This window comes from Pedobacter vanadiisoli, from assembly GCF_042684385.1.
Lineage (GTDB): Bacteria > Bacteroidota > Bacteroidia > Sphingobacteriales > Sphingobacteriaceae > Pedobacter > Pedobacter vanadiisoli.
In genome coordinates this window covers 36,622-49,979 of record NZ_JBHULL010000043.1, presented here as the reverse complement: position 1 = coordinate 49,979, position 13,358 = coordinate 36,622, and the positions used below count along the sequence as shown (strand labels likewise).

Below are 13,358 nucleotides of genomic sequence, written 5' to 3'. Positions count from 1 at the left end.
AATGTTGAATGGATAATGGAATTATTCCGCACCATACTCACCAATGGACGAATGACTAATGAACTACCTGAACAAAAAAGCACAGACAAATCACGTTAATTCGTGTTCATCTGTGCTAATCTGTATTTAAAAGTAGCAAAAGCTAGTTTGGTTTCTTAAAAGTATCTTTTAGGGTAACCGTACGGTTAAATACCAGTTTGTCTGCCGTAGAATCTTTATCTAAACAGAAATAGCCTTTGCGGATAAACTGATAACGGCCATCTAAATCGGCATCAGCTAAAGCAGGCTCGATATAAGCATTAGGTAACACTGTTAAACTTTCAGGGTTTAAATAATCTTTAAAATTACCTTCTTCTGCATCTGGCGTTTCTGAAGTAAACAAACGGTCGTACAGCCTGATTTCGGCAGTTTTAGCGTGTGGTGCACTTACCCAATGGATAGTTCCTTTAACGTTAATCCCACTGGTATCGCTTCCGCTCTTAGATTCAGGAATATAGGTACAACGGATTTCGGTAACGTTTCCGTTTTCATCTTTCACAAAATCTTCGCATTTCACAATGTAAGCAAATTTTAAGCGTACCATTGCACCTGGTGCCAAACGGAACCATTTTTTTGCCGGTACTTCCATAAAATCTTCACGTTCGATCCAAAGTTCTTTGCTAAAAGGAATCACTCGTGTGCCTCCGCCATCTTCGGCTTCGGGATTGTTTTCGCCGATTAGATCTTCTGTTCCTTTTTCGTAATTGGTAATCACCAGTTTAATCGGGTCTAAAACCGCCATTACACGGTTAGCTGTTTTGTTCAGGTCTTCACGGATACAAAACTCCAGCAAGCTCAGCTCGATTAAGTTTTCGCGCTTGGCAATACCAATGCGCTCACAAAACTCACGGATACTTTTTGGCGTAAACCCTCTTCTGCGAAGGCCAGAAATAGTAGGCATGCGCGGGTCGTCCCAACCACTCACTAATTTTTCGTTTACCAATTGCAACAGCTTACGCTTGCTCATTACCGTACTGGTCAGGTTCAAACGCGCAAACTCATATTGTTTAGAAGGGAAAATTTCTAATTTCTCGATAAACCAATCGTACAGTTCGCGGTGCGAAACGTATTCCAATGTACAGATGGAGTGTGTGATGTTTTCGATACTGTCACTTTGCCCGTGAGCAAAATCGTACATCGGGTAAATGCACCATTTGTTACCTGTACGGTGATGTTCAGCATGTTTAATACGATAGATAATCGGGTCGCGCATTAACATATTCGGACTGGCCATATCGATTTTTGCCCTTAAAATATAAGCACCATCAGGAAATTCGCCATTTTTCATTTTCGTAAAAATGTCGAGGTTTTCTTCGATGCTCCGGTTACAGTATGGGCTATCCTGTCCGGGTTCAGTCGGCGTACCTTTCAGCGCCGCAATTTCATCTGCAGAGCTCTCATCAGCATAAGCCAAACCTTTTTCGATCAGCTTAACCGCAAAACCATATAGCTCATCAAAATAATCTGAGGCATATAATTCATTTTTCCAGTTAAAACCCAACCACCTGATATCTTCTTGCTGACTGTTCACATATTCTGTTTTTTCTGTAACCGGATTGGTGTCGTCAAAACGCAGATTAGTATAGCCGCCGTATTTTTGTGTTAGTCCGAAATTTAAGCATATTGCTTTCGCGTGGCCGATGTGTAAATAACCATTAGGTTCAGGCGGGAAACGCGTAACCAAAGTTTCATACTTGCCACTATTTAAGTCGTTCTCAACAATTTCTTCTATAAAGTTCAATGACTTCTCTTCACTCATAAAAACCTGTAAATTAGGAATGCAAATGTAAAAAGATTAGTCTAATTCTACTTGTTTTAGTTAATGATAAATTTGAGGGCCAAAATCGATACATTTACATCAACTTAATATGAATGATGAGCAAAGTATTAAATCGGCCAATCCGCGTTTTAGTAGCTAAGGTTGGATTGGATGGCCACGACAGGGGCGCCAAAGTAATCGCAACTTCTTTAAGGGATGCAGGAATGGAGGTAATTTATACCGGTCTGCGTCAAACACCTGAAATGGTGGTCAACACTGCACTACAGGAAGATGTTGATGCCATTGGGATTTCCATCTTATCGGGTGCACATATGACCGTTTTTCCAAAGATTATTCAATTTATGAAAGAAAAACAGCTGGATGACGTTTTATTAACCGGTGGAGGCATTATTCCTGAGGCAGATCGGTTAAAACTTGCAGATATGGGTGTTGGAGAACTCTTTCCTCCCGGTACAACAATGGCAAGTATTGTAGAATATATTCAGAATTGGGTTACAGAAAACAGAAATTTTTAAGCTATGGCATACCAGAATTTAATTTCAGAAATAAAAGAAAACATTTTATACGTTACCATCAACCGCGAAAAGGCACTAAACGCTTTAAATAAAGATACTTTAGCCGAACTGGCAGATGTAATTGAATTTGCAAAAAAAACCGAACAGGTAAGAGGCGTTATTTTAACCGGTGCAGGCGAAAAGGCCTTTGTTGCAGGGGCAGACATTAAAGAGTTTTCTGATTACAATGGTAAACAGGGAGAAGATTTGGCAAAACGTGGCCAGGACCAGGTTTTTAATGCCATTGAAAATTCTTCAAAGCCATTTATTGCTGCGATTAATGGCTTTGCACTAGGCGGAGGGTTGGAATTAGCCATGGCCTGCCACATGCGCATTGCATCAGACAATGCAAAATTGGGTTTACCTGAAGTTACTTTAGGGTTAATTCCGGGTTATGGGGGTACCCAGCGCCTTACACAGTTGGTTGGAAAGGGAAAAGCAATAGAAATGATTACAACTGCCAATATGATTACAGCTTCAGAAGCAGAAAAAATAGGCCTTGTAAATGGTGTTGTTCCACAAGCTGATCTGATTAGCAAAGCCGAAGAAATAATGAATGTGATTAAGCAACGCGCACCTTTGGCCATTTCTGCTGCAATAAAATCGGTAGTTGCAGCTGTAAAAAACAGCGATGGTTACACTGTAGAAATTGAAGAATTTGGCAAATGTTTCGAAACGGCCGATTTTAAAGAAGGTGTAACAGCATTTATTGAGAAGAGAAAAGCAAATTTCGCCGGAAAGTAGTAGGCGTGTAGTATTAATTTGATGATTTATATCGCAAAATTATTGCAAAAGTTTTCCAAAGCAATTTTTTTTGAGTAATTTGTGAGTTATTCATTTGCTAACCCTGATGTAACTACGGTTGCGTATGGGTTTTTATAATAACGCTACTCATGAAAAAGAAGGTACTCATTGTTGACGATGAAATCAGCATCGGTTTATTGCTATCCAAATTTTTAACTAAAAACGGATTTGAAGTTTCAAATGTAACAACCGGCAGAATGGTTACACAAATTCTGGAAAAAGAGCGGTTCGATTTGGTATTATGCGATTATCGTTTGGATGATACGGATGGGAAAGAAATTTTAATCCATATTAAGGAAAACTATCCGGCTACGGGTGTTATCATTATTACAGGTTATTCTGATATTAAGCTTGCTGTAGAATTAATAAAACTGGGCGCTTTCGATTATATTGTAAAACCGCTTTATCCTGATGAAATTTTAAATACTATAAATAAAGCCCTTGAAACGCAGGAAAATTTAAAATCAACTCCAAATTTTGAACATGCAGGTAGTAATCTTTCCGATTTTCAGGATTGCCCTGAGTATATAAATGGCGAAAGTGATGCCTCGGTGCTTTTATTGAAACAGATTCAGCTCATTGCGCCAACAGGATATACTGTTATTTTAACGGGGAAAAGCGGCACAGGGAAAGAATGTGTTGCTAAAACCATTCATCTGAACAGTGCGCGTGGTAAAGAACCTTTCATTGCAATGGATTGTGGTTCTTTAACAAAAGATTTAGCCGCAAGTGAATTTTTTGGGCATGAGAAAGGAGCATTTACCGGGGCAACGTTCACTAAAATAGGCCACTTTGAGCAGGCTAATGGTGGTACATTATTTCTTGATGAGATCGGCAACCTATCATACGAGATCCAGGCAACTTTACTCAGGGCTGTGCAGGAGCGGAAAATAAAGCGGATTGGAAGTACAAAAGAGATCGATCTGGATGTGCGGCTTATTGTTGCTACAAATGAAAATTTAGCAGAAAGCATTAAGAAGGGTTCGTTCAGGGAAGATTTGTATCATCGTTTCAATGAGTTTTCTATACATGTTCCATCATTGAAACACAGGGGCAATGATATCCTTATATTTGCCGAGCACTTTTTGGCCACAGTAAACAAAGAATTGAATAAAAACATTGAAGGCTTTTCTGATGAAGTGAAAGAATGTTTATTAGCATACCATTGGCCGGGTAATGTACGCGAGCTGAAAAATGTGATTAGGCGGATCGCCTTATTAACCGACGGAGATCGGATAGAAACCCATGTTTTACCATTAGAGCTTGGAATGACCGACTACGCTAGGGTACAACAGGAAAAAAAAGCCATTCATTTCCCGCGGGAATTAAATGGCATTAAATCACTTGATTTGCGAAATGCAGCCAAAGAAGCAGAATATACCGCAATTTTAGAAGTTTTAAAAGCCGTTAATTTCAATAAGACCAAGGCAGCAAAAATCCTGAAGATCGACAGAAAAACACTTTACAATAAAATCAAACTTATCGAGGTTGATCATGAAATATAAATTTTAAATCAAACAAAACAAAATCAGCCATTTTAGCATTTAAAGAATACGCCTGTTTTCCAAAAAATGTCAGTATTCTCCTATAAACAACGCAATAATATTAACCTGGTGATTATTATTGCACTCGGACTGTTAATTGCGTATTCCCTGCAAAGTATTTTTGGTGCCATTTTGAGCACTTTGGTCCTTTATACCATCATGAGGCCAGCTTATATTTATTTGGCTGAGCATAAGGGATGGAATAAAAGGGTAACCGCTATTTTCCTTATCGGTATCTCGATTATATTGATTGTACTGCCTTTTTATGCATTAAGCAGCATGGTGATCAGTAAAATTTCTGAATTAAAGAACAGCGAAGTATTTTTAAAAAACCTATTGATTAAACTACAGCACCTTATTCCGGTTAAAATTAACCAGGATATTATTCAGGAAGGGTTAAACCGTTTGGTAAATTGGGCTACTCAACTCTTCCCATCGTTAATATCGAGTGCAGTAAATATTATATTAAGTTTACTGGTAATGTACTTTTTACTCTACTTTATGTTAATAGAGCGAAAAAAATTCGAATTTTCATTGATTAAATATGCACCTTTCAGAGAACAGAATGCACTGCGCTTTGGCGATGAAATGCGGAATAATACCTATGCCAATGTTTTGGGCCAGGGCTTAATTTGTTTGGTACAGGGATCGTTGGTGAGTCTTTCATTTTATGTTTTAGGATATAAAGATCCTATGTTCTGGGGGGTAATTACCGCATTTATTTCTTTTGTGCCCGTTTTGGGGCCACCGGTTGTTTTTGTTCCGGCTGCAATTTTGCAGATTGCGAACGGAAATAATTTTGCTGGCTGGGCCATGCTTATTTTTGGTTTTGTAGTGATCATCAACATCGATAATGTGCTCAGGTTTATCATTGCAAAAAAAGTTGGCAATATTCATCCTATAATTACAGTAATTGGCGTAATTATTGGTATCCCCTTATTCGGAATATTGGGCCTTGTTTTTGGTCCGTTACTGTTATCTTATTTTATATTACTTGTTAAGATTTACGAAACCAGTACGCTTGCATCAGAAAGATTGGAAAGAATTAAAACAAATAACGAGCATACGGAGTTATAAATATAGCTTAACAATAAATAAGGTAATAGTTTTTATATTGTACTTAATTGTTAAACCCTTAAAATACATTAATTATGAATGATAACTCAAAAGTTGTTGTGGCACTTTTAGCAGGATTAGCTGCCGGTGCAGCGCTAGGAATTTTGTTCGCACCGGATAAAGGTGATGAAACCCGCGATAAATTAAGCCAGTCTCTAAAAGATCTGGGCGACTCTATTAAAGATAAAGCAGCTGATGAAATTAACCATCTTGCCAGCTTAAAAGATAAAGTTGTTAACTCGATCAAAACAAAATTAAGAAGCGTAGAAGAAGAATACAGCGACGACGTAGAGCACGCTTAATCAATCATATTGCATAGCCGGGCTATTGCCCGGTTAACTATTCATCCAAATATGCAGGAAAATAAAGATAAAAGTATTGAAGATCTTGTAGACGATGCCAAAGGTTTTTTAGATGCCAGGGTAGAGTATACAAGGCTTTATATTGTAGAAAAAGCATCCAAAATTTTTGCCGATTTAGTAACGAGTACGGCATTTATAGTTTGTTTTATATTGGCCTTTTTATTTGGCTCGGTAACTTTGGCGCTGTATGTATCTGATCTTTTAGGTAGCTATGCCGGAGGTTTTGGTTGCGTTTCCTTATTTTATATCCTATTGGCAATAATCGTTTATTTAACTAAGGATAAGTATATAGAAAAGGCTATTATTAATGTAGCCATTAGAAAATACTTTGATAAACTTGCAGATAAGGAGGAAGATGAGAAGCTATAAAAATATCCGGACCCTTGAAGACCTGCAGGCTAAAAAGTTAGAACTTAAGGTTGAATATACCCTTAAGCAAAATATGCTTAAATCGGATGCCAGTGCTTATTTTAAACAGTTTACGCTAGGTGCGCTGATAAAAAAATATGCTACACCAAGTAACCTGTTTAAAGTCGACGAAAAATTAAATATCAGCGGAACAGCCATGTCATTGCTGTTGCCTACGTTTATGAATAAAACCATATTCAGAGGTGCTGGTTTTTTAACTAAAGCGGCTGTAGGATTGGTTTCAGGAAAAATCGGTAAATCGCTCGATGCCGAACACTTATCGGCAATTTTTAACTCGGTTAAGAGCTGGTTCGGTAAAAAGAAAGAGAAAAAAGAAAAGAAATTTGTAGACTACGGTATTCCACCGGATAGCGAAACTTATTAGTTCAATGGTTCATTTGTCATTTGTTCATTAGTTGGCAAATTGCAGATATCCCTTCAATAAAAAAGCCTCAGAATTTAAAATTCTGAGGCTTTTTTATTGGTTTCGTCACCCTGAATTTATTTCAGGGTCTATATAGCAAGAAGAAATATGAAGGATTTGTTTGTTAACGCTGACCGATCAACTAATGGCCAATGACCAATAAACCTATAAATCCGTTTTAATCTTCAATTCTTTCAATTGTTTCTCGTCAATAGTGCTCGGACTATCAATCATCACATCCCTGCCTGAGTTATTTTTAGGGAATGCAATGACATCACGTATAGTATCCAAACCAGCAAAAATCGAAGTCAGGCGATCGAAACCGAAAGCAATACCGCCATGCGGAGGTGCGCCAAACTCGAAAGCATCCATCAAAAAGCCAAATTGTTTTTGTGCCTCTTCTGCACTGAAGCCTAAATGTTTAAACATTAAAGCCTGCAATTCACGGTCGTGGATACGGATAGATCCGCCGCCAACTTCGGTGCCGTTAATAACCAAATCATAAGCATTGGCACGTACTTCGCCGGGTTTGCTGTCCAATAAAGCAATATCTTCTGGTTTCGGAGAGGTAAATGGATGGTGCATTGCATGGTAGCGTTCAGTTTCTTCATCCCATTCTAAAAGAGGGAAATCCAATACCCAAAGGGCCGAAAATGTATTCTTATCGCGTAAGCCCAAGCGGTTGCCCATTTCTAAACGCAATTCATTTAATTGCTTGCGTACTTTATCGGTATTGCCGGCTAAAATCAACAATAAATCGCCTTTTTCTGTCGAAAAAGCTTCACTCCATTGTTTCAGGTCTTCTTCGTTAAAGAATTTATCTACTGACGATTTAATAGTCCCATCATCGTTATGGCGGGCATAGATTAAACCTGTAGCACCAATCTGCGGACGTTTGATAAAATCGGTTAATTCATCCAGCTGTTTGCGCGTATAGCTTGCTGCGCCTTTTGCATTGATACCCACAACCAGTTCGGCGTTATCAAATACAGGGAAGCCTTTTCCTTTTACCAGGTTGTTAAGCTCAACAAACTGCATGGCAAAACGGGTATCTGGTTTATCCGAACCGTACAAACGCATGGCATCTGCATACTGCATACGCGGTACCTCGGGTAAATCGTAATTGCGCACTTCTTTAAACAAGGTACGGATCAGTCCTTCAAAGGTGTTCAATATATCTTCCTGCTCAATGAAAGACATTTCGCAATCTATCTGTGTAAACTCCGGCTGACGGTCGGCCCTTAAATCTTCATCCCTGAAACATTTTACAATCTGAAAATAACGGTCAAAACCCGAAACCATCAACAATTGTTTAAAGGTTTGCGGCGATTGGGGCAGGGCATAGAACTCGCCTTCATTCATGCGGCTAGGCACCACAAAATCTCTCGCACCTTCTGGTGTTGATTTAATTAAAACAGGTGTTTCTACTTCAATAAAATCTAATGCGTCTAAATACCGGCGAACCGATTGCGCCATTTTATGACGTAAAACCAGGTTATTACGTACCGGGTTACGGCGTAAATCCAGGTAACGGTATTTCATGCGCAGCTCGTCGCCACCATCCGTTTCATCATCAATCATAAACGGAGGTAATTTTGCAGCATTTAAAATTTCTAAAGCAGAAACTTTAATCTCCACATCGCCGGTTGCCATTTTTGGATTTTTGTTGCTTCTCTCTACAACGGTACCAATCGCTTTAATTACGAACTCACGGCCTAACGTACGTGCAGTTTCGCAAAGTTCACGATTATCGTCCATGTTAAAAACCAACTGGGTAATACCATAACGATCGCGGATGTCGATAAAAGTCATACCGCCCAAGTCTCTTGATTTTTGTACCCAACCACATAGCGTAACACTTTCGCCTAAGTTATTTAGGTTTAATGCACCACAAGTTACTGTTCTTAACATATGTATAATCTAAATTGAGCGGCAAAAATACCGATTTTGTTTTAAAGTTTAGGATAGAAGATTTTATGTTTTTTACTATTAAATTGAAACATCTACAATTGTGATTTCTTTTTGGGTAAAGAATCTACAACGGCAATCTTTTTGAAAAGCATAAATGAAAACAGTTTATTATCGTTGCTGGGAACACGATAAACACCTTTCGCTTTTAGAATATATGCGGAAATTGCAGCCATATCCCAGCCATCGACTATATCAGCAGACCATTCTGCATTATAGAGTCTAGTAAAGCCTCTTTTAATGCCATAAGATCTAACCGTTGCAATTTGTCGTTTTATATTTTCTTCAATAGAAGAATTGCCCCAAGCCCACAGCCATGTATTTGATGTTAATGAAACGGATCCAACCTCCTCATAGTCAATAATAACTTTTTGCATCCCCTTATCGCTAATATATGAGCTTGCCAGTCAATTGGTTGTAATCCCATCTTTCATACTTTCCAATTTTATATTTTTCCTGGCAGTAGGCTTGCTGTTTTTTGAGGTATTCGCATGAAATTTTTGAAAGTTGTTCGAATGAAACCGTATCTAATAGATTGATTTTTTTTGAAGTAGATCTGTTGGTACAACTTGAAAGAAACGTTATAACTATTACGATATAAAAAACTAATTGTCTGGGCATGTAAACGAAGATTTAATATTTCTCTTCCAGTACAATTTCAAGGGCAATTACCTTCCAGTCTCCCTGGATATTTTTCCAATGGTAAATTTCTTCAGTTTGTATTGTTTGTTTTTTAGTAAAAACAAGTAGCTTAGGTTTTAAAAGAACCGATTTACGGGCTATTTTTTCGGTGAAAATATCATCCTCAACAGATGATTTAATCCTATAATGGCTGGTGTGGATTTCTTTGATCCCGTTGAAATATTTCTTTAAATCGATGGTGAAATCGCGTTTATTTATGGTTGGCTTTTCAAAGGGGGTAAAACTCAATGTGTCGCCAAATATGGTCATGTAAGCTGTCGCATCTTTATTCTCTAAAGCCTGGTTTGCTTTTTGGTGTAACTCGTTAATAGCAGCAATAATTAAATCGGTTTCCATGGCATGAAGTTAATGGTTTGTATCAGGGTTTTCAAATTTATGATGATCCGTCAGCTGATTTTCCACAGAGGGCAAAAAAATCGGGACCATGAATTTGTCATTAATTATAAAATGTTTTTTGTGTTTTGGATGTGAAAGGTCAGCATTTCGTGGGCGTTGCAGTCCCGACGTTTGCTAACAAAGATCTGTTTTTAATGCCTTTTTGCATTGGCTGATGAAAGATTTGAGTTCCTTTTACCGGCCGGAGTTAAATAAACCTGATCGGACGGACGCCAATTTCCTTTAAATTGGCTGGAGGGAGAGCAGGACTGAAAATGCCAAAAGCCGAGAACCGTTCATTTCCTATTCCTATTAATAAATCGGCCTGTTTTTTTGGAAATGAAAGGGCAGCATTTCATAGGTTCTTTAGTCCCGCCATCCGCTTTACTTCGTTTCACTACGTGTTCGCTGCTGTCGGATTTACTAACAAAGGTCTGTTTTTAATACCTTTTTACATTGGCTGATGAAAGATTTGAGTTCCTTTTACCGGCCGGATTAAATAAGCCTGATCGGACGGACACCAATTTCCTTCAAATTGGCTGGAGGGAGAGCAGGACTGAAAAGGCCAAAAGCACAGGCCCCCCCCTTTCCAATGCACTATAAAATACTTCTTTACAGAATGAAGAGATTGTTTTACGCTTTGTTCTGTGTGAAAAAGCTGTACTTCATCCTAATCTTAATATGGGGTTAACATATTTTTAATTTTTTTTCTACCTTGATGCAACGTTTTAAAATCCCTTATGTCTTATAATCAGAATATTCGAAATTTTGGAAGCCGTATACATCGATAAAAACCTGGAACTAGTAAAAAAATGCATGCAGGGCAGCCGCGCAGCACAGTTTGAATTATACAAGCTATATGCAAAGGCTATGTATAATGTGGCCCTGCGTATTTTAAATTACGAGGAAGAGGCGGAAGATGTTTTACAGGAAGCATTTTTAGATGCTTTTACCAGAATTGTTGATTTCAGGCAGGAAACTACCTTCGGGCTTTGGCTGAAGCAGATCGTGATCAACAAATCCATCAATTACCTGCGTAAGCGGAAGATGGAATTTGTAAGTACTGACGAAATATCGGAAGTGCCGGACGAAGATAGTTTTGATGATAGTGAGGTGCGGTTGCAGGCCGAAGAAATAAGACAGGCCATTACCCAATTGCCTGATGGTTACAGGGTAGTGCTGAGTTTATACCTTTTAGAAGGTTATGACCATGAAGAAATTGCACACATTTTAAAAATAAGTGAAAATACCAGCCGTACACAGTACATGAGGGCTAAAAAGAAGTTAAAAAGCATTTTAGAACAGAAAGGGATGAGAGATGAATAATAGATTAGAAACCTTTGTAAAGGACAACCGTAAAGCTTTCGATACCATGGAGCCACCGGTAGGGCTCTGGGCAAAGATTGAACAGGAATTAGACGCAAAAAAGAAAAAAAAACCTGTAAAGCTCTATTTATGGATGAGTGCTGCTGCAGCCGTCGTAGTGGTTTTCGGTTTAGCCTGGCTGTACGCCGGAAGGTCGCAAAACAAAGATTTAGAGATCGCCGATGTTAGCGCTTCTTATGCAAAAAAAGAAGTCCACTTTGCAGGGTTAATTACTGAAAAAAGAGACAGTCTGGCCATTTTCGCTTCGGCAAATCCGGAGCTTTACAAAAAGTTTACAGCTGATTTGAAAAAGCTTGATGAGGATTACGAAAAATTAAAAGCAGAATTGCCAACCTCGCCCGATCAAACTTTTGTGGTTAAGGCGATGGTAAAAAACCGCGAAATACAATTGCAATTATTAAAACAACAATTATTGATTATTAACCAGGTTGACGATTATAAAAAAGTTAACCAGATCTAAAATCAGGAGAAATTAACGCGGCTAAAGGCTTTCCTTTTTTTGAGGAGGGCTTGGAAAAGGACGCTCACTACATCGAAAGCTTATTGCCAGCCGGCAGGTGCTAAGCGCATAGATGTTTAACAATTAACAACATGAAAACAATAAGAATATTTTTAGCCTTTATGGCTTTAATAGCCGTAAAAACCAGTGCACAAGAAGCTGCGGTAAATAGTCCATCAGAGAAAGTAGTGTTAGAAAAACCGGAAAAATCATCAATGATAGCGATGGTTAACACTTCAAAGGATAAGCAAACGGGGGGCGATGCCGAACGTTCAAAATCTTTTAGCAAGAGTTTTAGCGTAAGTAATAGCGATAAGGTTAATTTAAACAACCAATACGGGGCAATTACCATTAAAACCTGGGACAAGAAAGAAGTAAGGGTTGATGTAGATATTAAAGCCTATAGCAATTCGGATAACGATGTGCAGAGGTTGTTGGATGGTGTGAATATCGAAGCCTCGAAATACGGTGATTTAGTTTCTGTTAAAACCAATATGGGCGATAGAAACGGACGTTATGGTCGCAGTGTTAAAAATGGGGTAACCACCTGGAGAAGAGAAATTAAGGTAATTTATACTGTGTACATGCCTGCAGTAAATCCTTTAACGGTTTCGCAACAGTATGGCAATGTAGAACTGGGCAACTTTGACGGTCCTACTTCGTTAAAGGTAGAATATGGTAACCTTGTGGCTGGCAATTTAAGTAATACCAATAACTATATTAATGTGCAGTATGGAAAATGTGATATTCAGGAACTTACTGCAGCCGTAGTGAAACATGAATATAACGGTCCGGTAACCATTGGTGCTGTGGGCACCTTAGAACTTAATGCAGAATATGTCGCTGTAAACATCAATACAATCAGAAGATCAGCTGACATTAAAGTGCAATATGGCAGGGGATTAACCATTGGTACTATTGGTGGCAACTTACTTTTAAATTCCGAATATGCGAAGGTAAATATCAATACGGTTAAGGGAAATACAGTTGCTAAACAGGCTTATGGCGATTTAAATATCGCATCAGCAGGTAAAATTGGGGTAAGTGCCGAATATTCGAACGTTACTTTAGGCTCGCTGAATGGTGATGCTAACATCAAAATGGATTACAACCGTTTAAGTGTTAACGAAATTACCCCGGCCTGTAAAAATTTCACCTTTGGCGGCGAATATGCAAATATAGGATTAGGTTTTGCAGACCGTTACAATGGCAACTTCAATGTTTCAACTTCTTATGCCGGCTTTAAATATGGCTCAAACGTAACATCAAGTTTGGTGAGTAAAGATGATGAGACTAAAAAATATACGGGCAAGATCGGGAGCGGCGGTGCTGCAAATGTAACTATTAAAACAGAATATGGTTCTGTTACCTTTAAATAAGATTTTCTAAACCAAACA

14 protein-coding genes are annotated in these 13,358 nt (G+C 38.4%); 10 read left to right on the top strand and 4 right to left on the bottom strand.

What is annotated here, in order from left to right; translation table 11 throughout:
* Positions 1–142 precede the first annotated feature (142 nt).
* Positions 143–1,798, bottom strand: a complete 1,656-nt coding sequence (locus ACFSR6_RS20410) for a glutamine--tRNA ligase/YqeY domain fusion protein (protein ID WP_379082385.1) — start codon at positions 1,796–1,798, stop codon at positions 143–145.
* A 113-nt stretch (positions 1,799–1,911) separates the two neighbouring features.
* Between ACFSR6_RS20410 and ACFSR6_RS20405 the strand changes: the two genes are divergently transcribed.
* The 7 genes from ACFSR6_RS20405 to ACFSR6_RS20375 all read left to right on the top strand — a co-directional run bounded on the left by ACFSR6_RS20405 (position 1,912) and on the right by ACFSR6_RS20375 (position 6,992).
* Entirely contained in the window at positions 1,912–2,334 is a 423-nt protein-coding gene (locus tag ACFSR6_RS20405; RefSeq protein ID WP_379082384.1) for a cobalamin B12-binding domain-containing protein, read from the top strand.
* A 3-nt stretch (positions 2,335–2,337) separates the two neighbouring features.
* A complete protein-coding gene (locus ACFSR6_RS20400) occupies positions 2,338–3,117 on the top strand; it encodes an enoyl-CoA hydratase-related protein (RefSeq protein WP_379082382.1) in 780 nt (259 codons plus the stop codon).
* 149 nt (positions 3,118–3,266) lie between these two features.
* On the top strand, positions 3,267–4,682 hold the full coding sequence (locus ACFSR6_RS20395) for a sigma-54-dependent transcriptional regulator (RefSeq protein ID WP_379082380.1): 1,416 nt from the start codon (positions 3,267–3,269) through the stop codon (positions 4,680–4,682).
* A gap of 66 nt (positions 4,683–4,748) precedes the next feature.
* Positions 4,749–5,798, top strand: a complete 1,050-nt coding sequence (locus ACFSR6_RS20390; protein WP_379082377.1) for an AI-2E family transporter — start codon at positions 4,749–4,751, stop codon at positions 5,796–5,798.
* A 74-nt stretch (positions 5,799–5,872) separates the two neighbouring features.
* Positions 5,873–6,139 carry a YtxH domain-containing protein gene (locus ACFSR6_RS20385; protein ID WP_379082375.1) on the top strand — a complete coding sequence of 89 codons (267 nt, stop codon included), beginning with the start codon at positions 5,873–5,875 and terminating at the stop codon, positions 6,137–6,139.
* A gap of 51 nt (positions 6,140–6,190) precedes the next feature.
* On the top strand, positions 6,191–6,568 hold the full coding sequence (locus ACFSR6_RS20380) for a phage holin family protein (RefSeq protein ID WP_183766923.1): 378 nt from the start codon (positions 6,191–6,193) through the stop codon (positions 6,566–6,568).
* Positions 6,555–6,992 (top strand): hypothetical protein, encoded by a 438-nt coding sequence (locus ACFSR6_RS20375; protein ID WP_379082372.1) that lies wholly within the window; start codon positions 6,555–6,557, stop codon positions 6,990–6,992. Before ACFSR6_RS20380 ends, ACFSR6_RS20375 begins: the two co-directional genes overlap by 14 nt.
* Positions 6,993–7,196: 204 nt before the next feature.
* On the opposite strand, the gene aspS is transcribed toward ACFSR6_RS20375, so the two are convergent.
* The 3 genes from aspS to ACFSR6_RS20360 form a co-directional block, all read right to left on the bottom strand.
* Entirely contained in the window at positions 7,197–8,942 is a 1,746-nt protein-coding gene (gene aspS / locus ACFSR6_RS20370) for an aspartate--tRNA ligase (RefSeq protein WP_379082370.1), read from the bottom strand.
* Positions 8,943–9,034: 92 nt separating this feature from the next.
* Positions 9,035–9,376, bottom strand: coding sequence for a DUF6882 domain-containing protein (locus ACFSR6_RS20365; protein WP_379082368.1), 342 nt, complete (start codon positions 9,374–9,376; stop codon positions 9,035–9,037).
* Positions 9,377–9,632: 256 nt separating this feature from the next.
* Positions 9,633–10,037, bottom strand: coding sequence for a hypothetical protein (locus tag ACFSR6_RS20360; RefSeq protein ID WP_379082366.1), 405 nt, complete (start codon positions 10,035–10,037; stop codon positions 9,633–9,635).
* An 807-nt stretch (positions 10,038–10,844) separates the two neighbouring features.
* Here ACFSR6_RS20360 and ACFSR6_RS20355 point away from each other — a divergent pair.
* The 3 genes from ACFSR6_RS20355 (at position 10,845) to ACFSR6_RS20345 (ending at position 13,340) form a co-directional block, all read left to right on the top strand.
* Positions 10,845–11,402: an RNA polymerase sigma factor gene (locus ACFSR6_RS20355; RefSeq protein WP_183766928.1), complete on the top strand. Its 558-nt coding sequence runs from the start codon at positions 10,845–10,847 to the stop codon at positions 11,400–11,402.
* Positions 11,395–11,922 carry a hypothetical protein gene (locus ACFSR6_RS20350; RefSeq protein ID WP_379082364.1) on the top strand — a complete coding sequence of 176 codons (528 nt, stop codon included), beginning with the start codon at positions 11,395–11,397 and terminating at the stop codon, positions 11,920–11,922. The genes ACFSR6_RS20355 and ACFSR6_RS20350 overlap by 8 nt, the downstream gene beginning before the upstream one ends.
* Before the next feature lie 131 nt (positions 11,923–12,053).
* The gene (locus tag ACFSR6_RS20345) at positions 12,054–13,340 is read left to right on the top strand and encodes a hypothetical protein (protein WP_379082362.1); all 1,287 of its coding nucleotides are present in this window, start codon (positions 12,054–12,056) and stop codon (positions 13,338–13,340) included.
* Positions 13,341–13,358: the final 18 nt, after the last annotated feature.

What these genes read in the sequence shown, in the direction of transcription:
- ACFSR6_RS20410 (WP_379082385.1), bottom strand. Translation starts at nt 1,798, where the DNA reads ATGAGTGAAGAGAAGTCATTGAACTTTATAGAAGAAATTGTTGAGAAC.
- ACFSR6_RS20405 (WP_379082384.1), top strand. Translation starts at nt 1,912, where the DNA reads ATGATGAGCAAAGTATTAAATCGGCCAATCCGCGTTTTAGTAGCTAAG.
- ACFSR6_RS20400 (WP_379082382.1), top strand. Translation starts at nt 2,338, where the DNA reads ATGGCATACCAGAATTTAATTTCAGAAATAAAAGAAAACATTTTATAC.
- ACFSR6_RS20395 (WP_379082380.1), top strand. Translation starts at nt 3,267, where the DNA reads ATGAAAAAGAAGGTACTCATTGTTGACGATGAAATCAGCATCGGTTTA.
- ACFSR6_RS20390 (WP_379082377.1), top strand. Translation starts at nt 4,749, where the DNA reads ATGTCAGTATTCTCCTATAAACAACGCAATAATATTAACCTGGTGATT.
- ACFSR6_RS20385 (WP_379082375.1), top strand. Translation starts at nt 5,873, where the DNA reads ATGAATGATAACTCAAAAGTTGTTGTGGCACTTTTAGCAGGATTAGCT.
- ACFSR6_RS20380 (WP_183766923.1), top strand. Translation starts at nt 6,191, where the DNA reads ATGCAGGAAAATAAAGATAAAAGTATTGAAGATCTTGTAGACGATGCC.
- ACFSR6_RS20375 (WP_379082372.1), top strand. Translation starts at nt 6,555, where the DNA reads ATGAGAAGCTATAAAAATATCCGGACCCTTGAAGACCTGCAGGCTAAA.
- aspS (WP_379082370.1), bottom strand. Translation starts at nt 8,942, where the DNA reads ATGTTAAGAACAGTAACTTGTGGTGCATTAAACCTAAATAACTTAGGC.
- ACFSR6_RS20365 (WP_379082368.1), bottom strand. Translation starts at nt 9,376, where the DNA reads ATGCAAAAAGTTATTATTGACTATGAGGAGGTTGGATCCGTTTCATTA.
- ACFSR6_RS20360 (WP_379082366.1), bottom strand. Translation starts at nt 10,037, where the DNA reads ATGGAAACCGATTTAATTATTGCTGCTATTAACGAGTTACACCAAAAA.
- ACFSR6_RS20350 (WP_379082364.1), top strand. Translation starts at nt 11,395, where the DNA reads ATGAATAATAGATTAGAAACCTTTGTAAAGGACAACCGTAAAGCTTTC.
- ACFSR6_RS20345 (WP_379082362.1), top strand. Translation starts at nt 12,054, where the DNA reads ATGAAAACAATAAGAATATTTTTAGCCTTTATGGCTTTAATAGCCGTA.